This is a genomic window from Methylobacterium radiodurans (assembly GCF_003173735.1).
In the GTDB taxonomy this organism is placed as follows: Bacteria; Pseudomonadota; Alphaproteobacteria; order Rhizobiales; family Beijerinckiaceae; genus Methylobacterium; species Methylobacterium radiodurans.
The window spans coordinates 3,747,811-3,770,012 of the sequence record NZ_CP029551.1 but is presented as its reverse complement, the minus strand read 5'-3'; the positions used below and the strand labels follow the sequence as shown (position 1 = coordinate 3,770,012).

At 72.7% G+C, this 22,202-nt stretch carries 18 protein-coding genes; 7 read left to right on the top strand and 11 right to left on the bottom strand.

Annotated features, from left to right (window positions below):
* Positions 1 to 129: 129 nt before the first annotated feature.
* Both DK427_RS17600 and DK427_RS17595 read left to right on the top strand, forming a co-directional pair.
* A complete protein-coding gene (locus DK427_RS17600) occupies positions 130 to 690 on the top strand; it encodes a PAS domain-containing protein (RefSeq protein ID WP_109952397.1) in 561 nt (186 codons plus the stop codon).
* Between the two features lie 202 nt (positions 691 to 892).
* Positions 893 to 2,524 (top strand): acyl-CoA synthetase, encoded by a 1,632-nt coding sequence (locus DK427_RS17595; RefSeq protein WP_109952396.1) that lies wholly within the window; start codon positions 893 to 895, stop codon positions 2,522 to 2,524.
* A gap of 166 nt (positions 2,525 to 2,690) precedes the next feature.
* Here the strand turns inward: DK427_RS17595 and DK427_RS17590 are convergent, their stop codons facing one another.
* Both DK427_RS17590 and DK427_RS17585 read right to left on the bottom strand, forming a co-directional pair.
* Entirely contained in the window at positions 2,691 to 4,973 is a 2,283-nt protein-coding gene (locus DK427_RS17590) for a TonB-dependent siderophore receptor (RefSeq protein ID WP_109952395.1), read from the bottom strand.
* Positions 4,974 to 5,187: 214 nt separating this feature from the next.
* Positions 5,188 to 6,426 carry an alpha/beta hydrolase gene (locus DK427_RS17585; protein ID WP_109954244.1) on the bottom strand — a complete coding sequence of 413 codons (1,239 nt, stop codon included), beginning with the start codon at positions 6,424 to 6,426 and terminating at the stop codon, positions 5,188 to 5,190.
* 294 nt (positions 6,427 to 6,720) lie between these two features.
* On the opposite strand from DK427_RS17585, the gene DK427_RS17580 reads away from it, so the two are divergent.
* The 4 genes from DK427_RS17580 to DK427_RS17565 all read left to right on the top strand — a co-directional run bounded on the left by DK427_RS17580 (position 6,721) and on the right by DK427_RS17565 (position 11,951).
* Positions 6,721 to 8,634 (top strand): outer membrane beta-barrel protein, encoded by a 1,914-nt coding sequence (locus DK427_RS17580; RefSeq protein WP_245930614.1) that lies wholly within the window; start codon positions 6,721 to 6,723, stop codon positions 8,632 to 8,634.
* Between the two features lie 156 nt (positions 8,635 to 8,790).
* A complete protein-coding gene (locus tag DK427_RS17575; RefSeq protein ID WP_109952394.1) occupies positions 8,791 to 9,066 on the top strand; it encodes a hypothetical protein in 276 nt (91 codons plus the stop codon).
* 232 nt (positions 9,067 to 9,298) lie between these two features.
* Complete coding sequence (gene lanM / locus DK427_RS17570; protein ID WP_109952393.1) at positions 9,299 to 9,712, top strand: lanmodulin LanM; 414 nt, start codon at positions 9,299 to 9,301, stop codon at positions 9,710 to 9,712.
* A gap of 262 nt (positions 9,713 to 9,974) precedes the next feature.
* Positions 9,975 to 11,951 carry a hypothetical protein gene (locus DK427_RS17565; protein WP_109952392.1) on the top strand — a complete coding sequence of 659 codons (1,977 nt, stop codon included), beginning with the start codon at positions 9,975 to 9,977 and terminating at the stop codon, positions 11,949 to 11,951.
* Between the two features lie 118 nt (positions 11,952 to 12,069).
* On the opposite strand, the gene DK427_RS27395 is transcribed toward DK427_RS17565, so the two are convergent.
* The 5 genes from DK427_RS27395 to DK427_RS17545 form a co-directional block, all read right to left on the bottom strand.
* Positions 12,070 to 12,204, bottom strand: coding sequence for a hypothetical protein (locus DK427_RS27395; protein WP_281276957.1), 135 nt, complete (start codon positions 12,202 to 12,204; stop codon positions 12,070 to 12,072).
* A 331-nt stretch (positions 12,205 to 12,535) separates the two neighbouring features.
* Positions 12,536 to 13,750 (bottom strand): MFS transporter, encoded by a 1,215-nt coding sequence (locus tag DK427_RS17560; protein WP_109952391.1) that lies wholly within the window; start codon positions 13,748 to 13,750, stop codon positions 12,536 to 12,538.
* Between the two features lie 255 nt (positions 13,751 to 14,005).
* Positions 14,006 to 14,533: a Ros/MucR family transcriptional regulator gene (locus DK427_RS17555; RefSeq protein ID WP_109952390.1), complete on the bottom strand. Its 528-nt coding sequence runs from the start codon at positions 14,531 to 14,533 to the stop codon at positions 14,006 to 14,008.
* Between the two features lie 461 nt (positions 14,534 to 14,994).
* Entirely contained in the window at positions 14,995 to 15,717 is a 723-nt protein-coding gene (locus DK427_RS17550; protein ID WP_109952389.1) for an HTH domain-containing protein, read from the bottom strand.
* Positions 15,718 to 15,932: 215 nt separating this feature from the next.
* Positions 15,933 to 17,039, bottom strand: coding sequence for a replication protein RepA (locus tag DK427_RS17545; RefSeq protein ID WP_109952388.1), 1,107 nt, complete (start codon positions 17,037 to 17,039; stop codon positions 15,933 to 15,935).
* A gap of 658 nt (positions 17,040 to 17,697) precedes the next feature.
* Between DK427_RS17545 and mazG the strand changes: the two genes are divergently transcribed.
* Entirely contained in the window at positions 17,698 to 18,537 is an 840-nt protein-coding gene (mazG, locus tag DK427_RS17540) for a nucleoside triphosphate pyrophosphohydrolase (protein WP_109952387.1), read from the top strand.
* A gap of 111 nt (positions 18,538 to 18,648) precedes the next feature.
* On the opposite strand, the gene DK427_RS17535 is transcribed toward mazG, so the two are convergent.
* From DK427_RS17535 to pabB, 4 genes are all read right to left on the bottom strand, one after another.
* Positions 18,649 to 19,080, bottom strand: coding sequence for a DoxX family protein (locus tag DK427_RS17535; protein WP_425452479.1), 432 nt, complete (start codon positions 19,078 to 19,080; stop codon positions 18,649 to 18,651).
* Complete coding sequence (locus DK427_RS17530; RefSeq protein ID WP_109952385.1) at positions 19,077 to 19,928, bottom strand: aminotransferase class IV; 852 nt, start codon at positions 19,926 to 19,928, stop codon at positions 19,077 to 19,079. The genes DK427_RS17535 and DK427_RS17530 overlap by 4 nt, the downstream gene beginning before the upstream one ends.
* Positions 19,915 to 20,526, bottom strand: coding sequence for an anthranilate synthase component II (locus DK427_RS17525; RefSeq protein WP_109952384.1), 612 nt, complete (start codon positions 20,524 to 20,526; stop codon positions 19,915 to 19,917). The genes DK427_RS17530 and DK427_RS17525 overlap by 14 nt, the downstream gene beginning before the upstream one ends.
* A 202-nt stretch (positions 20,527 to 20,728) precedes the next feature.
* Positions 20,729 to 22,114, bottom strand: a complete 1,386-nt coding sequence (pabB, locus tag DK427_RS17520) for an aminodeoxychorismate synthase component I (protein ID WP_109952383.1) — start codon at positions 22,112 to 22,114, stop codon at positions 20,729 to 20,731.
* Between the last annotated feature and the right edge of the window lie 88 nt (positions 22,115 to 22,202).

The following is a 22,202-nucleotide window of genomic DNA, read 5'->3' as shown; positions in this document are numbered from 1 at the left end:
GATTCGCAGGAACCCGGAGCTCTGGCCTTTTCGCGTTGATCTGATTGCTCTAAGTTTATCCGTCTCCGGGCGGCACCCCCGCTATGTCAACCTCAGGTTTATAAAAGGCGGATGCGGCAGAGGCGATCCATGGCAGATCCCGGCGCGGACGATCCCCCGATCCCGCAGGCGATGCTCGACGCGGCCGGCGTCGTGGGGAGCTGGGTCCACGACCATTGGGCCGGCAGCCTCGCGCTCTCGGTGCCGCTCGCCAGGCTGCTCGGCCTCGACCCGGCAGCCGCGGCGGCGGGCATGCCGCTGGCCGCGTTCCTCGATCGGATCCATCCGGAGGACCGTACCCGCGTCGAGAGCTACCTGCACGCGGTCGGCGAGGCCGGCGGTCCGCTGGAGGCGGAGTTCCGCACGGGCGCGGGCGGGCGGCGGCTGCTGATGCGCGGCCGGATCGAGCGCGACGCGGCGGGCCGGGTGGGTCAGGGCCGGGGCATCGCCGTCGACCTCACCGAGACGGCAGGCCCGCACCAGAGCGAGCGGATCGTCAACCGCATGGCCGAGCACGCCATCGCCCTGCGCAACCTCTCGGAGGCCCTGCGCCGCCCTGCCCTTACCGCCCGGGTCGAGGGGCTGATGCTGGAGATCGGCTTCGAGCTCGCCCGGCACCTGCACGATCCGGCCAGCCGGCCGCGGCACTAGAGCCGTTCCCGATCGCGTCGCGATCGGGAACGGCCCTCAGTCTTCGTCTCGACGCGCGCTCTTTCGCCGAACCGGCACCCGCTTCGGCGAAAGAGCGCTCCGGGGCTCCGCCCTCCGGCGGATTGATCGCCGCCGCGGGCGGGATAGTGTCGGCGCAAAGCGTCGCACCGGAGCACCGTGCGACGGGCCCGAGGGAGGGACCATGCGCCGCGACAGCATCTACGACCGCGACCTCGACCGCGTGCAGGCCAACCACCAGCCGCTGACCCCGCTGGGCTATCTGGAGCGGGCGGCCCGCACCTTCCCCGATCAGGTCGCGGTGATCCACGGCCCCCTGCGGCGCAGCTACGCCGAGCTCGACGCCCGCTGCCGCCGCCTCGCCGGGGCGCTCGCGGCCCGGGGCATCGGGCGCGGCGACACCGTGGCGGTGATGCTCGCCAACACGCCCGCGATGATCGAGTGCCACTACGGCGTGCCGATGACGGGGGCGGTGCTCAACACCCTCAACACGCGCCTCGACGCCGCGGCCATCGCCTTCTGCCTCGGGCACGGCGAGGCGAAGGTGCTGATCACCGACCGGGAATTCGCCCGCACGATCGGGCCCGCGCTCGCCCGGCTCGACGCTCCGCCGCTCGTCATCGACTACGACGACCCCGAATACGACGGGCCGGGCGAGCGCCAGGGCACGCTGGACTACGAGGCCTTTCTGGCGGAGGGCGACCCGGAGCACGCGGGCGTACTGCCCGACGACGAGTGGGACGCGATCAGCCTGAACTACACGTCGGGCACCACGGGCGACCCGAAGGGCGTGGTCTACCACCACCGCGGCGCGGCGCTCCTGGCGCTCGGCAACGTGGTGACCTGCAACCTCGGCCAGCACCCGGTCTATCTCTGGACCCTGCCGATGTTCCACTGCAACGGCTGGTGCTTCCCCTGGACGCTCTCGGTGGTGGCCGGCACCCATGTCTGCCTGCGGCAGGTCCGGGCGGGGCCGATGTACGCGCTGATGGCCGAGCACGGGGTGACGCATCTGTGCGGCGCGCCGATCGTGATGCAGCTCCTGATCAACGCGCCCGAGACCGAGCGGCGCCCCCTGCCCCACCGGGTCGCCTTCTTCACGGCGGCCGCGCCCCCGCCGGAAGCCGTGCTCGCGGGCATGCGCGAGGCCGGCTTCGACGTGACCCACCTCTACGGGCTGACCGAGAGCTACGGCCCGGCCGTGGTCAACGCCTGGCACGCGGACTGGGACGCGCTCAGCGGCCCCGAGCAGGCGGCCAAGAAGGCGCGCCAGGGCGTGCGCTACCCCGTGCTGGAAGGGCTCGACGTGCGCGATCCCGAGACCTTGGCGCCGGTGCCGGCGGACGGGCAGACGCTCGGCGAGGTGATGATGCGCGGCAATGTGGTGATGCGCGGCTACCTGAAGAACCCGAAGGCCACGGAGGCCGCCTTCCGGGGCGGCTGGTTCCGCACGGGCGACCTCGGGGTGAAGCATCCCGACGGCTACATCCAGCTGAAGGACCGCTCGAAGGACATCATCATCTCGGGGGGCGAGAACATCTCGTCGATCGAGGTGGAGGACGCGCTGTTCAAGCACCCGGCGGTGGCCGCGGCCGCCGTGGTGGCCCGGCCCGACCCGAAATGGGGCGAGACGCCCTGCGCCTTCGTGGAGCTGAAGCCCGGGGCGGAGGCCGAGGCCGAGGCGCTGATCGGGTGGTGCCGCGAGCACCTCGCCCCCTACAAGCTGCCCCGCCACATCGTCTTCGGCGAGTTGCCCAAGACCTCCACCGGCAAGGTGCAGAAGTTCATCCTGCGCGAGCGCGCCCGGGAGGGCTGAGGCCCAGGTCCCGGGCCCCCGCCCAAGGGGCAAGCCCCTTGGACGGCGCCCCGGGTTGGAACCCCCGGCCCGGCGAAGCCGGGCCGGGGGTTCCAAATGCAGGGCTCTGCCCTGCACCCGCCAAAGGTCTCGACCTTCGGAATCCAGAACCTCGGCGCTCAGGCCCTCACCACTTGTAGCTCACGCTCGCCACCACGCGGCGGGCGTCGCCGTAGAAGCAGGACAGGGCCGACTGGCAGGACGAGACGTAGCGCCGGTCGCCGAGGTTCGTGGCGTTCACCGCGAGGCGCCAGTTCTCGAAATTGTAGTGCACCTGCGCGTCGAACAGCACGAAGTCCGAGACCCGGAGCGTGTTGGGGACGTCGGCAAACGAGCTGCCGACGTAGCGCACGCCGCCGCCGAAGCCGAAGCCGCGCCATTCGCCCACGGGGATCGTGTAGTCGAAGAAGGCCGACGCGAAGGTCTCCGGGATGTTCACGGGCGTGCGGCCGACGCGGGCCGGATCCGCGTCCTTCGTGGTGACGAGGTCGTAGGTCGTGAAGGACGCGACCGCGTTGAGCCCCTCAGCGAGGCTCACGTTGAGCTGCGCCTCGAAGCCGGTGGAGCGCTGCGCGCCGGACTGGAGCTGGAAGAAGACGTTGGCGGGGTTGGGCACCAGCACGCCCTGCCGGTTGATGTCGAAGCCCGCGAGCGTCAGGAAGTAGCCCTGTCCCGGCGGCTCGAACTTCACGCCGCCCTCGATCTGGTCGCCGGTCTCGGGGCGGAAGCCCGCGCCGCTCAGGGCGGTGCCGATCTGCGGCTGGAACGAGGTCGAGTAGCTGACGTAGGGCGCGAGCCCGAAGTCGAAATTGTAGATCAGCGCCGTGCGGTAGGTGAGCGCGTTGTCGCTGCGCCCGTTGCTGGCCGAGGGGTCGAGCTTGTTGCCGATGCGGTTGTCGGCGAAATCCTGGCGCAGGCCGAGCACGAGGCTCAACTGGTCGGTGAGCTTGATCTGGTCCTGCGCGTAGAGGCCGAGCTGCTCGAAGGAGTTCCCGTTGATCAGGTAGGGGAGCGGCGCGGCGACCCGCTGGCCGTAGACGGGCGCCAGGATGCTGATGTCCGGCCCGGGGAAGGTCGAGGCCTGGTTGTCGCTCAGGCGGTAGTTCTTGTAGTCGAGCCCGAGCAACAGGTCGTGGCGGAAGAACCCGTCGAAGAAGCGCGCCTCGGCCTGGTTGTCGACTTGGAACAGGTTCGCCCGGGCGCTGTCGCGGAACTGGTAGCGGGCGAGCCGCGTCTCGGCGGCGTCGCTGTAGCCGAGCTGGCCGACATACGAGTTCTGGAAGCTCTCGAGGAACGAGTAGCGCAGGTTCTGCCGGAAGGTCCAGGTCTCGTCGAAGGCGTGCTCGAACTCGTATCCGACGAGCGCTTGGTTCCTGCTGAAGGTGTTGAGGCCGATATCGCCGACGTTCAGCGAGCGCGGGATGCGCAGGCCCGAGGCGTTCGGGCGGACCGTGCCGGAATAGGGCAGGAAGTTCGCCGTCACCGCGGCGTTGTCGTGCTGGAAGCTCGACAGGAAGGTGATCTTCGTCGCCCCGTCCGGCTTATAGGTGAAGGCCGGCGCGATGTAGACGCGGTCCTCCGGCGCGCCCTCGACCTGGTTGCCGCCGGTGCGGCCGAACCCGGTCAGGCGGTAGAACCAGTGCCCGTCGGCGTCGGACGGTCCGCCGAGGTCGAAGGCGGCGTAGCCGAGGCCGCCCTGCCCGAAGGCGCCGCCGCCGACCTCGACGTAGCGCAGCGGGTCGAGGGGCGGCCGCTTGCTGACCTGGTTGACGAGGCCGCCCGGGGTGCCGGCACCGAACAGCACGGCGGCGGGGCCGCGCAGCACCTCGATGCGCTCCAGGCCGAAGGTCTCGGTGCGGAAATAGGCGAAGCCGTAGTTCAGCTGCTGCAGGCCATCGCGGTAGAGGCCGTAATCGCTCGCCACGAAGCCGCGCAGGGTGAAGAAGTCGAGGCGCGAGTCGGCGCCGAAGGTGCCCGAGTAGATGCCGGCCGCGTACTGCGTCGCCTGGGTCAGGGTCTGGGCCTTCTGGACGTCGATCTGCTCGCGACCGACGACTGTGATCGATTGCGGCGTCTCGATCAGCGGGGTGTTGGTCTTGGTGGCCGTCGCCGAGCGGGTCGCCACGAAGCCGTTGACCGGGCCGGTCGGGCTCTCGACGGCGCGCGCGGCGGTGCCGACTCGGCCCGTGGCCCCGCCGATGGCCCCGCCGCCGTTGCCCTGCGTCTCGACGCTGATCTCGCCGAGCTGGACGCTGGCCTCGGCCGGCGGGTTCGCCGTGCCGCGGCGCGGCGGCGTCGCCTGCTGGGCATGGGCGGCGGCCGTGAGGATGAGGAGCGAGGCGCCCGACAGGGCGAGCGCGCGCAGGGGGCCGGAACGGCGTGTGCGTGGAGCGGACGTGAGCGGCGACATGGTTGAATCCCGGACGGCCGACGGCGCGCCCCGGATCGACCGGGACCTTGCGGCCCAGCTTTTTAGAATTATGCTAAGTTCGTGAAAGTATTGATCTTTCCCGAACAGGACTACGGGCGAACGAGGGTCCGCACAAGGCCGCGCACAAGGGATTGCCGCGCATGTGACCGAGCGGTCACTATCCTGGATGGTATCGGCCCGGCCAGCCTCAGGCTCAGCGCAGGCGGGCCGTGATCCATCCGACCACCACGTCGGCGACCTGATCGCTGTTCCTCTCCAGCATCATCATGTGGCCGTTGCCGCGGATGCCGATCTCGCCGAGGCGCAGAGAATCGGGCTTGGCCCCCGCCTGGGCCAGGAAGGCGGCCGTGCAATCGTCGGTCGGTGCCCGGAAGGAGGCCTCGGCGGTCACGATCACGGCGGGCACACGGGCGAGGTTCGGCAGCTTGCGGGCGGGCTCGCCCTGGAGCCAGCAGCGGATGCGCCCCTCGGCCGCGGGCGCCTTGGCCTGGACCACGGTGAGGTCGTCGGGGGCGTTCACCGGGGGCTGGAAGCCCAGGGGTATGCGGGTGAGGCCGTAGGCGCGGGCGCGGCCCTCGCCGGTGCGCTCCCAGAAATCCTTGCCGCCGCGGTAGCGTACGTCGAAGAAGGGCGGCCCGTTCGGCTCGATCGCCACGTGCGCCTTCACGAGGTCGGGCCGCGCGTCCGAGACCGCCCAGCCGAACAGCGCGCCCTGCCCGTGTGTGACGAGAATCGCGGGGCCGACCTTCTCGAGCAGGGCGGTCAGCGCCGGAGCCATCAGCTCCTCGGTCTGCTGGGTGTTGGCGAGGTAGGGCACCTGGCTCGCCATAAACTGGTCGAAGGCCGCGTTGCCCGGCACCCCGGCGCCGCCCGGCCACTGGGTGTGGAGCTTGGCCTGCGGGAACAGGTCGTAGACCTCCTGGGCGGTGTAGGTCTCCTCCAGCGCGCGGGCGGAGAGGCGGGTATAGGGGCCGTAGACCTCCGGGTTGGTGCCCGAGCGCCCGCGCCCGACCTGATCCACCACGTAGACCTGGAAGCCCTGCTCGACGAAGCGCTGGACCCAGCCCGGCCGCCCGTCCGGCGTGCCAAGGAAGTTCACCCCCGTCTGCGCGGCGCCGTGCACCATCACGACCGGATAGGGTTGGGCGACCTGGGCCGGGCGGCGCGACTGGACGAACATTTGCCCGACCATCAGGGTCTTGTCCTCGACCCGCTGGTAGCGCCCGCCGATGTAGAAGTAGCTGGCGACCGTGGCTCCGGGCGCTGCGGCGCCGGATCCTGCACCACCCGCCGCCGGCCGCGGAGCCTCCTGGGCCCGCGCGGGCCCCGCCAGGAGCGCCGCGCCGAGACCGAGGCCTCCCAGCACCCGTCCCAAGGCTCGCCCCAAAGGCCGGGCCAGAACAGGCCCTGCGTGCCGCCCCGCCGGTCGCATCGCGCGCTTCGTTCCCGTCATGACCTGCCCTCGGCCGCACCGGCGCCTTATCGCGGGAAACCGGGCGGCGGGCCAGTCTCGCCCGCGAAGGCGACGGCCGTTTGATACCGGTCGTTACCACCGCGACGCGACCCGGCGCGGCCGGCCCGGGCCGGGCCCCCGGAGGCACGCGCATTGACCGGCCGTTAACCCTGCGCGGGTACCGTTTCTTAACCATGCGGGCGGCACCGCGCCGTTCAGGCGCCGACGGCCGGCGCAGCGTATCGGGATGTGCGGGGGCCGGAGCCGGTGGGGGTGAGCGGGCGCAGGGGCGGGACGGCGGAGGCGCGCGCGCCGGGGCCGCGCCGTGCCCGGGAGCCGGCCCTGCGCCTCGTGCTCCTCGGCGCCGCCCCGCTCGTGCTGGCCGCCGCCCTGCCCGTCGCTCTGTCGATCACGCTGCTGACCGTTCGGCCGGCGCAGGCCCAGTTGCGCGGCTCCACCGCCGATACCGGCCCGGCGGAGACCGCCCTGCCGGATGCCCCGCAGGCCGGGCCCGCCGAGGCGGAGGCGGAGGGGACGCCCGCCGGGCCCGGCCTGCGGGGCATCCGGCCCGGCTTTCGCTCCTCTCTCGGCCGCGCGCCGGGCCAACCCGCGCTGGGGCAGGCCCTGGGCGGACAGAGCCCCGGCGGACAGACGCCGGACCGGCGCCCCCCGGCAGGATCGCTCGTGCCCGGCGGCCCGGAGGCCGGCGGGTCCGGAGCGGGCCTCTCCTCCGGCCTCTCCTCCGGCCTCGGCGGCAGCCGGCCGACGCCGCGCCCCGGCAGCATCGGCGCGAGCGAGCGCGCCCTGGCGGATCTCCTGCGCAACCGCGCCGCGCCGGCCCGCCGCTCCGGCTCGGCCACCCGCCGGCTGACCCGCGAGACGACCCAGATCCCCTCCGCGGCGGCCCGGCTGACGCCCGTGGTGCGCAATCCCGTGAGCGGCGTGCCGCTGCCGACCACGATCCCGGCCCCGATCCTCGGGCTGGTCACGCCGGGCCTCCTGCTCGCCAACGGCCTGCGCCCGCCGCTGGAGGTGGACGAGGCCTATGCCCCGCTCGGGCTGAGGCTGGGCGGCCTCACGTTCCTGCCGGCCTTCTCCCAGAGCCTCGGCTACGACACGAACCCGAACCAGGCCGCGAGCGGCAGCAGCGCCGCCCAGGGCTCGGCGGCCCTGCGCAGCGAGGCCGAGCTCGGCTTCCGCAGCGACTGGTCGGCGGCCGAGCTCTCGGGCGACCTGCGCGGGGCTTATCTCGAATACCCGCAGAACGAGGCCGCGAGCCGCCCGAGCGCGGCCGGCGCGGTGCGCCTCGGCGTGGACGCGAGCCGGGACCTGCGCCTCGACGCGGAGGGCCGCTTCCTCGTCGACACCCAGCGCGTCGGCAGCATCGACCTGCAGGCCAACAACGCGACGAGCCGCCCGCTCATCATGGCGTACGGCGCCTCTCTGGGCGCCACGCAGCGCTTCAACCGGCTCTCGGTCTCGCTGCGCGGGCAGTTCGACCGCTCGACCTTCGAGGATGCCCGGCTCAGCGACGGCACGACGCTGATCCAGAGCGACCGCAACCTCAACCAGTACGGCCTGCGCCTGCGCACCGCCTACGAGCTCTCGCCCGCCCTCACGCCCTTCGTCGACGTGCTCGCCGATTCCCGGGTCTACGACAGCGCCCGCGACGCGACGGGGCTGCGCCGGGACTCGACCGGCGTCGCGCTCACGGCGGGCGCGGCCTTCACGCTCGGCCCCGCCCTCACCGGCGAGATCTCGGGCGGCCTGCAGCACCGGACCTACCCGGACCCAGCCCTGCCCGACATCAATGCCCCGCTCCTCAGCGCGGCGCTCACCTGGCGGATCAGCCCGCTCACCGCCCTGCGCGTCGGCGCCCAGAGCGCGGTCACCGAGACGACCCTGCGGGGCTCGAGCGGCGCGATCACCGAGACCGCGACGGTCGAGCTGCAGCACGACCTGTTCCGCAACCTCTCGATCGTGCTCGGCGCCGCCGCCCTGCAGAACAGCTACCAGGGCACCACGACGCGCGAGACCGGCTTCTCGGCGACCGCCCGGATCGACTACCGCTTCACCCGCTGGCTGACCTTGCGCGGCACCTATCTGTACCAGCAGATCGACAGCACGGTGTCCAATGTCAGCTTCCGCGGCAACACCTTCCTGCTCGGCCTGCGCGTGAACCCCTGAAATCAGTCTTGCCGACCGGCGGGAACGGTGAGGACATCAGTCTTCGCGGAACGATCGCTGCCGCCCCGGGTTGCCCCCGGAACGCGAGATCGCCCGTGATGCGGCGCTCGCGCCGCATCACGGGCAAGACCACAGGCAAGACCACAGGAACGAGCCATGAAGACCTTGATCGTCGGCGCGGCGCTGGCCGTCGCCCTCGGAGCCACCGCGGCAGGCACCGTCCCGGCCTCCGCCCAGCGCATCGACATCGGCCCCGGCGGCCCGAGCATCGACCTACGCTCCCGCGCCCAGCGCGAGCGCGACTTCCGCCGCGAGGAGTTCCGGCGCGACGAGTATCGCCGCACCCGCGACTACGACCGGCGCGGCCTCTACCGCGGCGAGAGCTACGACGACGACCGCCCGCGCCGCCCGCGCCGCGACTACGGCTACTGAGCCGGACCGGATCGCGTGGCATCCGCTGAATCGTGATCGGAAGGGCCGGCTCGCCGGCCCTTCCGGCGTTTCGAGCCCGGGTTCCGGCCTGGATTGCGACCGCGGAACTGCGCCCAGGACCAGCGCCTCGGAAAATCTTCACCGCGCGGCCACGTGGCAGCCCACTTCCGCTTGTGCACCGCACAGCCTTGATCTAGGTGAAACGGGCAACACTTTTTGGGAGAATCCGGCAATGAGCCTTCGTGTTTCCAGCGCCTTCGCGGCCCTCGCCCTCGCGGCTTCCGTCACCGTCGCCCCCACCGCCTTCGCCAAGCCGACGAGCGGCGCCAGCGCCGTCAAGATGATCGACACCGACAACGACAGCACCGTCGACATGAAGGAGATCGAGGCCGTGGCCTCGGCGACCTTCGACCGGCTCGAGAAGGATGCGGACGGCACTCTCGACGCCAAGGAGCTGAAGGGCCGCCTGAGCAAGGCCGGCGTCCGCCAGGCGGATCCGGACAACGACGGCACGCTGGACAAGAAGGAATACCTCGCGGCCGTGGCCGAGCGCTTCAAGGCCGCCGATCCGGACAACGACGGCACGCTGGACGCCAAGGAGCTGAACTCCAAGGCCGGCAAGGCGCTGCTCGCGCTGATCAAGTAAGGTCAAGGCACGGGCTCGGCGCGGCGGGACACCCGCCGCGCCGACCGGTCCGAGGGGCCGTCCCGCGAGGGGCGGCCCCTCGTCCGTTCGGGCTGGCGGGCGCAGGCCCGTTGCGCCCGCACGACAGGTGCCGGCCGACCCACCGTGCGACCACGCACATCGATTGCCTGCGGGGACGAAGTGCGGCACGGATGGTGCCTGGCCGGTAAGCCTGCTCGGCCCGCATCCATCCAGACCAGCCGTCGGCGATCCGGACACCACCATGAGCCATCCGAAGGCCCGCGCCCGCCGCGCGCGAGCGGCACGCGCGGGCAGCCTGGCCTGCGCCCTCACGCTCAGCCTGCCGCTCGGCCTGCCGCTCCTGCCGCTTACTCTCGCGGCCGGCCCGCTCGCCGCGCAGGAGGCGGCCTCGGCGGTGCAGGACGTCACCCTGACGGACGTGGTGCTGCCCCTGGGCGGCGCCGAGTTCCGTGCCCCGAAGGCGACGGTGAGCGGGACGCGCCTCTCGCGCGACGAACTGGCCGCGCTGCTGCGCCCTGGCGCCGCCGAGCCTTGGCCGGCCCGCCTCGCCCGGCTGGAGGCGGCGAGCATCACGATTCCGGTCCTCGTCTCCGAGCATTCGGGTCCCGGCGCAATCCGCCAGACCGTGACCTACCGCGAGGTCACCGCCCGCGACGTGCGGGCGGGACGCATCGCGGAGCTTACCGCGGCGGGCGCCGCCATCAGGGTCTCCGGGGGGGACAAGGAGGGCTCGGGCACCTACGGCCAGATCCGGGCGAACGACGTCGACCTCGTCGCCCTCACCCGCCTCTACGGCGTGCCGGGCGACGGGAAGGGCACGGTGCAGCGGGTCTACGCGGGCATCCAGGTGGCGGAGGTGGTCTACACCGATCCCACGGGCACCACGATGCGGATCACCGAGCTGCAGGGGCGCGACCTCGGCGGCCGCCAGATCCCGGGCGGGTTCGGGGGCGCACTCGACGCGGTCGCGGTGGGGCTCGGCCGGCTGGAGGCCGAGGGCGACGCCCTGCCGGCCGCCGAACGGGCGAAGCTTGCGGGTGCCGGCGCCGACCTGATCGAGGCGGCCTCGGTGGGCGCGATCGAGGCCCGCGGCCTCTCGCTGAGCGAGACCGGCCCCCGGGGCACCCTGCTGATCGAGGCCGAGCGCCTCGCCTACGCGACCGGCCCCGAGGCCGGGCTCAGCCTGGAGGGGCTCGCCTTCACCCAAGGGGAGACCCGGGCGCGCTTCGACAGGCTGGCGCTGACCGGGATCTCGCTCGCGCCCACCCTGGCGACCCTGCGCCGCCTCGCCGACCCGGCCGCCGCCACGCAGGCGGAGGACGCGCGCCGCATGATGCCCGCGCTCGGCGGGCTCACCCTGAAGGGGCTGAGCCTCGACCTCCCCGGCCCGGCGCCGACGACGGCCGATCCGCTCGCCGCACCGGGAGCGAGAGCCGACGCCAAGCCCGACACCAACAAGCCTGGCAGCAGGCCCGGGCCGGCCGGCACACCGCCGCCAGCCACAACGCAACCCGGGCAACCCGGGCAACCCGCCGGCCAAGTCGCCACGCACGTGGCCCTGCGCGACGCCGCGCTGAGCTTCGGCCCCCTGCGGGACGGCGTACCGACCGCGGGCCGCCTCAGCCTATCCGGTCTCGTGATGCCGGCCGCGACCGTCACCGGCGCGCCGATCCTCGGGGCCCTGCCCGGCTACGGCTACCGCGACCTCGATCTCGATCTCGTGGCCGACCTCGCCTGGGACGAGGGGCGACGCGAGCTGGCTCTGCGCGAGGTCGCGGTGTCGGGCCGCGACATGGGCGCGGTGCGGCTCACCGGCACGGTCGGCGGCGTCGGCCCCGAGATCTTCTCGGCCGAGATGCCGGTCTCGGAGATGCTGATGTTCACCGCGAGCGCCAGGACGCTCGACCTCACGGTGGAGAATACCGGCCTGTTCGAGCGCTTCATCGCGACCCAGTCCAAGGCGCTGAGCCTGAAGCCCGAGGAGCTGCGCCAGGAATACGTGAGCGCGAGCCAGTTCGGGGTGCCGGTCATCCTCGGCGGCTCGGCGGGGGCGCGGGCGATCGGCACCGCGCTCGGCCAGTTCGTGCAGAAGCCCGGCCGGCTCGTCCTGAAGGCCCGGGCCCGGGACGCGGCCGGCCTCGGCTTCGCCGACGTCGCCCTCGCCCGTTCGCCGGCCGCGATCCTCGACCGGGTGGAGGTCGAGGCCAAGGCCGAGTAAGGCCGAGTGAGGCCTCTCCGGCCCTGACGGGGCCGGAACGCGAAAAAGGGGCCGGCACCCTGCGGCGCCAACCCCTTCCCATCCGGTGCCGCTCGGCCGGCGCGCCGCCAGGCGCGGCCTAGAGTGGCTCGCCGCCCAGCGCGAGGACGCGGGCGTTGTGCTCAAGCCAGAGCCGGATCGCGTGGGCGAACCAGCCCCAGACGGGCTGGGCGGGAGCCGGGACATCGATGATGGCGGAGGTCAGGGTGCTCATGGTCGGGCTCTCTCGTCTCGCGACTGCGTGATCCGAGGATGCGCCGTCCGCTGCACTGCAACAATCGGCGTCCGCGCGCCAGTGCCCTGCATGCTCCGCATGTCAGTGACGAAATATTCACGCTTTTGAGCGGCGCCATGCAAAATAGGACCGATCGACGTCCCGCGGGGCGCATCCGGTCCCGGATTCCAAAGGTCGAGACCTTTGGCGCGTGCAGGGTGGAACCCCGGGTTTCGGCTCCCTCGCCCTGGCTCCGCCAGGGCGAGGGAGCCGAAACCCGGGGCGCCGTCCCGGGACCCTGCCCAAGGGACTCGTCCCTTGGGAATCCCCTTCAGGCCTGCCCGGACGCCTGCGGCAGCCCTGCGCCGGCGCGCCCGCGCAGGGCCGCAAGGGTGAGGGCGAGGCCCGAGAGCGCCACCGCGGCGGCGATGAGCGGCAGGACGCGGTAGCCCGCCCCCAGGGTCAACGCCGTGCCGCCGAGCCAGGCGCCCAGCGCGTTGCCCAGGTTGAACGCGCCCTGGTTGAGGGTCGAGGCGAGGTTCGGCGCCTCGCTCGCCGCCTCGACCACCCAGACCTGAAGCGGTGAGACCAGCGCGAAGGCAAGCCCGCTCCAGAGCACCAGCAGCGCCACCGTCGGCGCCTGCCGGGTCCCGAGGGCGGCCAGCAGGGCGAGCGCGACGGCGATGCCGAGGAAGCCGCCCAGCACCGTCGCCGGCAGGTTGCGGTCGGCGAGCCGCGCGCCCGCGAGGTTGCCGAGGGTGAGGCCGATCCCGGTGCCGAACAGCACCCCCGTGACCGCGCCGGGGCTGAAGCCCGCGACCCCCGTGAGGAAGGGCGTGATGTAGGTGAACAGGACGAACAGGCTCACCGAGGCGAGGGTCGAGACCAGCATCGGCACCACGACCGGCCAGCGGGTGAGCGCCCGGAACTCGCGCAGGATGCCGCCGCGCTGCCCCGGCAGCCCGCCCGGCACGAAGGCCTGGATCGCGAGGAGCGCCGCGACCCCGATGCCCACCACCGCCCAGAAGGTGGCGCGCCAGCCGAGCGCCTGGCCGAGCGCCGTGCCAAAGGGGACGCCCAGCACGTTGGCCAGCGTCAGCCCGGCGAACATCAGCGAGACGGCCTGGATGCGCCGCTCGCGGGGCACGAGGTCGCGCGCCACCACGGCGCCGATGCCGAAGAAGGCCCCGTGCGCGAAGGCGGTGCCAATGCGGGCGAGCATCAGCAGCCCGTAGGAGGGGGCGAGCGCGCAGCCGAGATTGCCGACGAGGAAGGTCAGCATCAGGGCGAGCAGGGCCGCCTTGCGCGGCAGGCCGGCGGTGGCGACCGCCACGATCGGCGCGCCCACCACCACGCCGAGCGCGTAGGCCGAGACGAGATGGCCCGCCTGCGGGATGCCGACGCCGAGATCGCCCGCCACCTCGGGCAGCAGGCCCATGATGACGAACTCGGTGGTGCCGATGCCGAAGGCGGCGGCGGCGAGCGCGAGGATGGGGCGGGCGGCCGAGCGGCCGGCGGCCGGGGAGACGGCCGGTGAAGAAGCCATTTGGGGCATCCGGGCGAGCCCGCGGGGCGCGAGCCGCTGCATTGCGGGACGCGCCCACCATGGCGAAACGCGCGCCACCGCCCACCCCGCCGGACGGGAGGCAGCCGCGCGCGGCGGGGATACCTCGCTATCCGAACGGGCGAGCACGCCCGCTCGTTCGGCCCGGGAGTGGCTTGGAGCCTCCCACGAAACTCCCCGATCACCGGGAGCCTCCCGTCGCCCACGATGGCGCAGCGGGAGTTTTGCGAGGTGCTCCTACTCGGCGGCCTCGGTCTTGCGGCGCCGGCCGCGGGCCGGCTTCTCGGCGGCCGGCTCCTCGGCCGCGGGGCTCACGATCTCGGGCTCAGCCTGGATCGGTGTGCCCCGCGACTTGCGGCGCTGCTGGCCGAGGCCGAGGGCGCGGGCGAGCTCGGAACGCTGGGCCGAGTAGCTCGGGGCGGTCATCGGGTAGTCGCGGGGCAGGCCCCACTTCTCGCGATAGGCCTCGGGGGTGAGGCCGCGCAGCGTCAGGTGACGGCGCAGGGTCTTGTAGGGCTTGCCGTCCTCGAAGCTGATCAGGTTGTCGTTGGTGATCGACTTGCGGATCTGCGCCGGTGTCAGCTTCTCGACGGCCGGCGCATCGGCATCGGTGGGCCGCGACAAGGCGACGAGGGAGGCGTGCACGGAGGTGATCAGCGCCTGCAGATCGCCGGGCGGGATCGAGTTGTTCGCCACATAGGCGGCGACGATCTCGACCGCGAGGCCGATATGACCGGTGTGCTGCTCGTCCATGACCTCATCCATTGCCGGGCCCTCTTCACTGGGTCGGGAAGATCGATTCAGGGCCTGTCTTGGTCAAGAGGGTTTATTGCGTCCTGTTTCAAAAGTCGCGACATTTCCTGCGGATTCACGCATTCTATGCGGACCGATGTCGGCTCAATGCGGAAGATGATTGGTTCATACGCCAGGACGCGCGACGTCCAGGCCGCGGAGGGCGGGCGCAGCGGCGCGGACAGGCCCGGGGCCGCGTCGCCTCAACACGTTGACAAGTCTCGACGATCGGGAATTTACCACCGCGCGGTCGCGTCGATCCGCCGCTGGGACGGCCCGGTGCCTTCGACCGTGAGTTGAGTATTCGAGAATATCCACGCAGAAGTTTTGCCAAGCGATCCCGCCGCTTAGGGATCGCGGGCAGGTCCGGGTCGGACGGATGTCCGTGCGTCCGCGGACCGGCGGCGCGGGACCCGGGCCGCGGCGATCCCGCCTCAGTCGAGCCCGGCTCGGGCCGCGCCGGCCCGGTCGTAGACGGCGTCGCCGAGGCGGCGCAGGGGGCCGCCGGGGCCCGAGCGCTTCCACAGGCGGGTGTTGAGGGCCGCGACAGGATCCTGGCCGGGCACGCCGAATCCGCGCGCCGCCAGACGCTCCAGGATCTCGCCCGCATGCATCGGCCGGCCCGCCTCCGCGAGCACCGCCACGGCCGCCTCGACGAGGGCCCGGCCGTAGCGCCGCGCGGCAGCCGGGTCCTCGTCGAAGGAGACCGGGGGCGGCGCGCCGGCCGGGCCGGGCCGGGGCGGCGTGCCCGCCGGCGCCGCCCGGGGCGGCGGGGCGGCGGGCAGCGGTTGCGCCGGGGACCAGTTCAGCGCGGCGTCCGGCGCCCCGCCCCACGGATCGGGCCGGACGCTTGCCGACCCGGGCGGGACGATGGAACGCTCCGCCCCGGATCCTGCCACATCATGATCGGATGCGTGGCCGGCCGGCCCGGTCTCCCCGCCACGGCTCTGCGCCGGAACCGCCGGCTCGGACGAGCGGGATGCCGGCAGGGCCCCGGCCTCAAGCCCCGGAAGACCGCCCCCGGCCACGGTGCCCGATCGCAGGCGCCGGCCGAGTTCGAGGTAGAGCAGGTGGTCGGCGATCTCGCGATCGATCGCCTCCCGGCGGCGGCGCAGCTCGGCGAGCCGCGCCTCGATCTCGGCCTCTGACGGAACCATGCGCTGCACCACGTGGAATATTCTGTTCCTTCAGACTACCGAACCGTGCTTTCTAAGGGAAGACGACGTATCGGAAAATTCCCTGATCGGTCGCGATCGAACGTGGTCGAAGGTCCGGCGCGTCAGTCCGTTGCGTGAGGATCCGCGTCGGAATGTTACAAGGCCCCGATCGGCTGAGGGAACACCCAGGGAACACTAGGAATGGTGCGGGCCGATCAAACCCGATTTTTTATTCCCTTATTCGTTCCGTTCCTTATTCCTTGACGCGGCGGGACCAGTAGCGCGCCGGGATCGGCCGGCTGCAGCAGGAGGCCGTTGTCGTCGAGGCTCGCGGGCAGCTTCGGGAAGACCTCGCAGAGATGGGCGAGGTCTGCCTTGAAGGCCTGCCGGAAGCTGCGGATGCTGGCGTTCTCGGCCCCGAACTGGCCGTGCAGGTTCTCCCAGGTCAGACGCAGCGGCCGGGGCAGGGCGCGCAGGCGGTATCCGAGCCAGAACAGGAGGTCGAGCTTGCGCGCCGAGCCCGAGAAGGCGCGCGCGGCCCGCACGTCGACGGGCAGCGCGTGGCGCACCAGCGTGTCGTAGAATTCCTGGTGGAACTGCACGGTGCGGGACCATGCGGGCCCCTCCCCGCTCCCCTGTCCCCGCCAGAGGTCGAGGCTGCGGAAGGGTGGCACGTTGAGCGTGCTCGCATGCCCCTGCCCGTCCCAGAGGCCGATCTGCATCGAGCAGGCGGCGAGCCGGTGCACCTGCTCCTTGAACTGCCGGATGGTGCCGCGCTCGCCGCCGGTGACGGCGAAGCCCATCTCGCGCATGAAGCCCGAGAGCGAGTCCGCCACCGCCACGGTGGGGCTGCGCTGGCGCACCGCCTCGGTGCAGAGGTGGAGCAGCACGAGGCGCGCCTTCGGGCCGTAGGGCAGGCCTTGCGGCTCCCAGGCGCCCGTGACCGGGTCCTTGAGGCGTCCGGCGACCAGACTCAGCGAGTTGCGGCCGTAGGTGCGGGTGAATTCCCGTTCCGCCCCCGGATCCCGGTAGGGCAGGCCGCAGAGCGCCAGCACCGAGTGGATGTGCTGGAGGTTCTCAGGGCCGGTGGGCTCGTTCTCGATGACGAGGCGGACCGCGTCGCGGCGGCGCTGGTCGCGGCCCATGCGGGCGCGGGCCTGCTCGCGGGCATCCTCGACGGCGCGGGCCGCGTCGCGCTCGCGCTGGCGGTGCAGGATGTGCTCGACGATCTGGGCGAACAGGAAGCCGCCGCGGGCCGCCTCGACCTCCTGGAGGAGGTCGGCGTCGCGGATCGCGGCCAGCTTCTGCTCGATGCCCGTCACGGTTGAGGTTCTGTCGCGTCGCCAGAGGGCAGGGGGATCCTGCCGTAACGCTCGTGCATCGCACGAGTCGGCCCCCCGGAGTCTCGGACGAATCGCGGGGCAGGGCGGGTTGTCCCGGCAATCCACGCGATCCGCCCTCGCGTCGGGGCACGCATCAGGTGGGCTCGCTCCGGCGGTGGTCCCCTCCCCGTCCGGGCCGGCCGAGCCCGCGCAGAGTTCGATACGGGGGCCGGGCCTGTCCGAACCGCGCAGAGTTCGATACGCCCCGGAGCGCCCGACTTGTCCCCGTTCTGCACCGCCCGAGAGCGCTTTCCACGCCGAATCGCATGCGGCGGCGCGCAGACTCCGATACGCCACCCCGTCGCGCCCGCGCAGAATCCGATGCGGAGACGCGCAGAGTCGGATACGCATCCGCGCAGAGTCGGATGCGCGAACCGGTCTCAACCCTCTCTGGTGCCAATGGATTTCGCCACACCATATAACTTGCTGAACTGACTCTCTGAGAATCCTTCCTGATATTTATCCTAAGGGTTCGGACCCATCGTTCGGTCTGGAGAACGCTTCTGATCCCGTCCTCTTCCCGATGGAATTCAAGGAATATGACGGGTTTGTCCCCAACGCCCACCCTCTTTCCCACCGTGATCCGGAGCCCTTCCCGATGACCGAGACGCCGATGCGGACCCTGCTGCGGCTGATGGCCGAGCTGCGCGACCCGGAGCGCGGCTGCGCCTGGGACGTCGCCCAGACACCCGCGAGCATCGCGCCCTACACGCTGGAGGAGGCCTACGAGGTCGCGGACGCGATCGAGCGCGGCGACCTCGACGACCTGCGCGACGAGCTCGGCGACCTCCTGCTGCAGGTCGTGTTCCATGCCCGGATGGCCGAGGAGGCCGGCGCCTTCGGCTTCGACGAGGTGGCCGGCGCCATCGTCGCCAAGTTGATCCGACGCCACCCGCACGTCTTCGACGGGGCAGGGCGCCTGCTGCCCGCGGACGCGCCCACGCGCGACGCGGAGGCCGTGAAGGCGCTCTGGGAGACGATCAAGGCGCGGGAGCGGGCCGAGAAAGCAGCCCGGTCGCCGGAGGCCGGCGCGGCCGAGCCCCCGCCCCTGGCCGGGGTCGCGCTGGCGCTGCCAGCCCTCACCCGCGCCGAGAAGATCTCGCGCAAGGCCGCTGCCTACGGCTTCGACTGGGCGGAGGCCGCGCAGGTGATCGACAAGGTGCGCGAGGAGACCGACGAGGTGGCGGAGGCGCTGGAGGCGGGCAGCCGGGCCGAACTCGCGGAGGAGATCGGCGACCTCTTGTTCTCGGTGGCCAACCTCGCTCGCCATGCCGGGGTCGATCCGGAGGCGGCGCTGCGGGCCGGCACCGCCAAGTTCGAGCGCCGCTTCACCGCGATGGCCGAAGAGCTGCGGGCCTCGGGTTCATCGCTGGCCGGAAGCGACCTCGCCGCCATGGAGGCGGCCTGGAGCGCGGTGAAGCGGGCCGAGCGCGGCTGAGGTCATGGATCCCAAAGGTCCGAGGCCTTTGGCGGGTGCAGGGTGGAACCCTGCATTTGGAACCGCCGCCCCGGGACCCCGCCCGCAGCGCCTTCAGGCGCCGAAAGGGCCTCAGGCCCTTGGGGAACCCTTGACCGGCCAGTCGACGAGGCCGCCGGCCCAGAGCGCGGCCCAGACCAGCACCGGCTGAAAGGCCAGCCGCGGCCCGTGGTACCACCATGAATCCGGGATGCCCGGGACGGTGATGTGGTCGAGGGCGTGCTTGAGGTTGGCCGGGTAGACGCAGACCGCGTAGAGGGCGAGCCCGATCGCGGCGGCCCGGCGGAGGCGGCGCCCGAGGAGCGCTGCCGCGCCCGCGATCTCGCAGAGGCCCGTCGCCAGGATCACGAGGCAGGGCTCAGGCACCCAGGCCGGCATGATCGGCATCAGCAGGTCCGGCCGGGCGAGATGCACGGCGCCGATGCCGGCATAGAGGCAGGCAAGGGCGGCGCGCAGCCAGAAGCGCCCGTCCGCCACCGCGCTCCCCCGCCCCGCCGGCCTCATGCCACGCAGGGGGCCGGCAGGCCGCAGGACGCGGCCACCCGCTCGGTCAGGGCCGCGACGAGGCGCGCGAGGCCCGAATGCCCGGTGCTCCCGAACGCCGTCCCGCCGACCGCCCGCACCGGCGCGATCAGCCGCAGCGAGTTCGTCAGGAACACCGCGTCCGCCGCCAGCAGATCGGGCAGCGCCAGGGAGCGCTCCTCCGAGACGAGGCCCGCGGCCCCGGCCAGCGCCAGCACCTCCGCCCGCACGATGCCGGGGAGCACCCCGTCCGCGAGCGGCGGCGTGACGAGGCGGTCCCCGAGGATGCCGAACAGGTTGCCGGTGCCGGCACAGGCGACCCGCCCGCGCGTGTTGCGGAACAGCGCCTCGTCGAACCCCGCCGCAGCGGCGTCGCGGGCGGCCAGCACCGCGTCGAGATAGCCGGGCGTCTTCAGGCGCGCGATCGGTGAGGTCTCGTTGCGGGCGATCTCCGTGACGTGGAGGCTCAGCGGCGCGAAGGCGAGCGCCGCCGCGCTCGGCGCCGCGGTGGCGTAGAGGACCGGGCGCGGCTCGGCGGGGGGCTTCAGTCCGCGCGGGCCGGTGCCCCGCGTCGCGGTGGTGCGGATCGCGAGCCGGGGGCCCGTCTCGGCCAGCGCCCGCATGGCCGCCCGGACCCTGTCGGGATCGATCGCGAAGCCCAGCGTCGCCGCGCCCGCGACGAGGCGCGCGACATGGGCGTCCGCGAAGGCGACCCGGCCGTCGAGGGCGAGCGCGGTGTCGAACACCGCGTCGCCGAGGCTCAAGCCGCGGTCGGTCAGGTCGAAGGGCGCGACCGTCTCCGCGCAGAGGCGCCCGTCAAGCCACAGCATCGGCGCCCCGCCGGTCCTTCGCCCAGGTGCGGGCGAGGTCCAGGAAGTTCGCGAAGAGGGCGTGGCCGTCTTGCGTGAGCACCGATTCCGGGTGGAACTGGATGCCGTAGGTCGGGTGCTCGCGGTGGGAGAGGGCCATCACCTCACCTTCGGAGGAGAGGGCGTCGATCGCGAGATGGCGCTCCATGCCGGGCTCCGGCCGGACCACGAGGGAGTGGTAGCGCCCGACCTGCATCGGGGCGGGCAGGCCGCGGAACAGGCGTTCGCCAGCGTGATCGACCGGGGTGGCCTGCCCGTGGAGCGGCCGGAGCGCCCGCTCGACCGTGCCGCCGAAGGCCGCGCCGATCGCCTGGTGGCCGAGGCAGACGCCGAGGATCGGCAGGCTTCCGGAGAGTTCGCGGATCGCCGGCAGCGAGATCCCGGCCTCGGCCGGGGTGCAGGGGCCGGGCGAGACCACGAGGGCATCGGGCGCGAGCGCGCGGATGCCCGCGACGTCGAGGGCGTCGTTGCGCACGACCCGCACCGTCTCGCCGAGTTCCTCGATGTAGCGGACGACGTTGAAGACGAACGAGTCGTAGTTGTCGAGCACGAGGATCATGGGCGGGAACCGCGTGTGTGACGGGATCCCCAAGGGCCAAGGCCCTTTCGGCGCCCAAGGGCGCTGTACGGCGGGGCCCCGGGGCGCGCAGCCCCGGGATTGGCCTCTCCGGCCCGGCTCTGCCGGGTCGAAGAGGCCAAATGCACGGCTCTGCCCTGCACCCGCCAAAGGTCTCGGCCTTTGAAATCCATGACCGCAGCCGTCACGACGGCGCCCTCCCTCCGAAGGCCTCGAACACCCGCGCGGCCTTGGCCAGGGTTTCGTCGTATTCGGGGCCGGGCTCCGAGAGCAGCGTGATGCCGCCGCCCGCCTGGAGCACCGCCGTGCGGTCGTCCATCACCACGGTGCGGATGGCGATCGAGGTGTCGAGCGCCCCGTCGAAGCCGATCCGGCCGATCGCGCCGCAGTAGAGTTCGCGCGCGTCGCCCTCGATCTCGGTGATGATGTCCATGGCGCGGATCTTCGGGGCCCCGGTGATCGAGCCGCCCGGGAAGGTGGCGGCCACGAGGTCGAGGGCGTCGAGGCCGTCCCGGAGCGTGCCCGTGACCACCGAGACCAGATGGTGAACGCCCGCGTAGGTTTCCAGGCCGCACAGGGTCGGGACCCGCACGCTGTGGGCCTCGCAGACCCGCGACAGGTCGTTGCGCAGGAGGTCCACGATCATGATGTTCTCGGCCCGCTCCTTCGGGTTTTGCCGCAGCGCCTCGGCCACGGCCGCGTCCGCCCCTGGATCCGCCAGGCGCCGGGCCGTGCCCTTGATCGGCCGGGTCTCGACCGCGCGGCCCTCGAGCTTCAGGAAGCGCTCGGGCGAGCTGGAGGCGACGGTGAGCCCCTCGAAGGCGAGGTAGGCCCCGAAGGTGGCCGGGTTCGCCGCCCGCAACGAGCGGTAGAGGGCGAAGCCGTCGAAGCCCACCGGCAGGTCTGCGCTGAAGCGCTGGGCGATGTTGGCCTGGTAGATGTCGCCGGCCCGGATGTAGTCGCGCACCCGCTCCACAGCCGCCTCGTAGCCCGCGCGGGTGAAGTTCGAGCGCCATGCGAGCGCCGGGACGGGGGCGGGGGCCTCGTCCGGAGCCCCCTGCCCCAGCAGCGCGGCGAAGGCCGCGAGCCGGGCCTCGGCGCGGGCCGCGCGGGCGGCCGCCTCCGTCTCCGGGAAGCCCGTGGCGACGAGGCGGCAGGTGCCGGCTGCGTGGTCGATCACCAGCGCCGTGTCGTAGAGGTTGAAGGCGATGTCGTCGGTGAGCCCGGCGCGGCGCGGGGGCCGCGCCACGCGCTCCAGCGCCTGCCCCAGATCGTAGGCGAAGTAGCCGATCGCACCGCCCGGGAAGATCCCATCCGCGTCGGGGTCGAGCTGCCAGGGCGCGAGCGCGGCGCGCAGGGCCTCGATCGGGCCGCCCGGCACCGGTCGCCCGTCCAGCGTCGCGCGGCCGTCGCGGAACCGGAAGCGCCCGAACGGGTCGGCGGCGACGATCGAGTGCCGCCCGAGCGTCGCGTGCGGCATCGCGCTGTCGAGGAAGGCGAGCCCCGGCAGGTGCCGCAGCCGCGCCGCCGCCGCGGCGGGATCGCAGAACGGGATCTCACGGCTCCACATGCGCGTCGCGTCTCGTCTCCGGGCGGGCCGCCTGTGTCCGGTCCCCGCCGGGACACGCCTCGCACAGGCGGTGCCGCGGGGGAAGCGG

What these genes read in the sequence shown, in the direction of transcription:
- DK427_RS17600 (WP_109952397.1), top strand. Translation starts at nt 130, where the DNA reads ATGGCAGATCCCGGCGCGGACGATCCCCCGATCCCGCAGGCGATGCTC.
- DK427_RS17595 (WP_109952396.1), top strand. Translation starts at nt 893, where the DNA reads ATGCGCCGCGACAGCATCTACGACCGCGACCTCGACCGCGTGCAGGCC.
- DK427_RS17590 (WP_109952395.1), bottom strand. Translation starts at nt 4,973, where the DNA reads ATGTCGCCGCTCACGTCCGCTCCACGCACACGCCGTTCCGGCCCCCTG.
- DK427_RS17585 (WP_109954244.1), bottom strand. Translation starts at nt 6,426, where the DNA reads ATGCGACCGGCGGGGCGGCACGCAGGGCCTGTTCTGGCCCGGCCTTTG.
- DK427_RS17575 (WP_109952394.1), top strand. Translation starts at nt 8,791, where the DNA reads ATGAAGACCTTGATCGTCGGCGCGGCGCTGGCCGTCGCCCTCGGAGCC.
- lanM (WP_109952393.1), top strand. Translation starts at nt 9,299, where the DNA reads ATGAGCCTTCGTGTTTCCAGCGCCTTCGCGGCCCTCGCCCTCGCGGCT.
- DK427_RS17565 (WP_109952392.1), top strand. Translation starts at nt 9,975, where the DNA reads ATGAGCCATCCGAAGGCCCGCGCCCGCCGCGCGCGAGCGGCACGCGCG.
- DK427_RS27395 (WP_281276957.1), bottom strand. Translation starts at nt 12,204, where the DNA reads ATGAGCACCCTGACCTCCGCCATCATCGATGTCCCGGCTCCCGCCCAG.
- DK427_RS17560 (WP_109952391.1), bottom strand. Translation starts at nt 13,750, where the DNA reads ATGGCTTCTTCACCGGCCGTCTCCCCGGCCGCCGGCCGCTCGGCCGCC.
- DK427_RS17555 (WP_109952390.1), bottom strand. Translation starts at nt 14,533, where the DNA reads ATGGATGAGGTCATGGACGAGCAGCACACCGGTCATATCGGCCTCGCG.
- DK427_RS17550 (WP_109952389.1), bottom strand. Translation starts at nt 15,717, where the DNA reads ATGGTTCCGTCAGAGGCCGAGATCGAGGCGCGGCTCGCCGAGCTGCGC.
- mazG (WP_109952387.1), top strand. Translation starts at nt 17,698, where the DNA reads ATGACCGAGACGCCGATGCGGACCCTGCTGCGGCTGATGGCCGAGCTG.
- DK427_RS17535 (WP_425452479.1), bottom strand. Translation starts at nt 19,080, where the DNA reads ATGAGGCCGGCGGGGCGGGGGAGCGCGGTGGCGGACGGGCGCTTCTGG.
- DK427_RS17530 (WP_109952385.1), bottom strand. Translation starts at nt 19,928, where the DNA reads ATGCTGTGGCTTGACGGGCGCCTCTGCGCGGAGACGGTCGCGCCCTTC.
- DK427_RS17525 (WP_109952384.1), bottom strand. Translation starts at nt 20,526, where the DNA reads ATGATCCTCGTGCTCGACAACTACGACTCGTTCGTCTTCAACGTCGTC.
- pabB (WP_109952383.1), bottom strand. Translation starts at nt 22,114, where the DNA reads ATGTGGAGCCGTGAGATCCCGTTCTGCGATCCCGCCGCGGCGGCGGCG.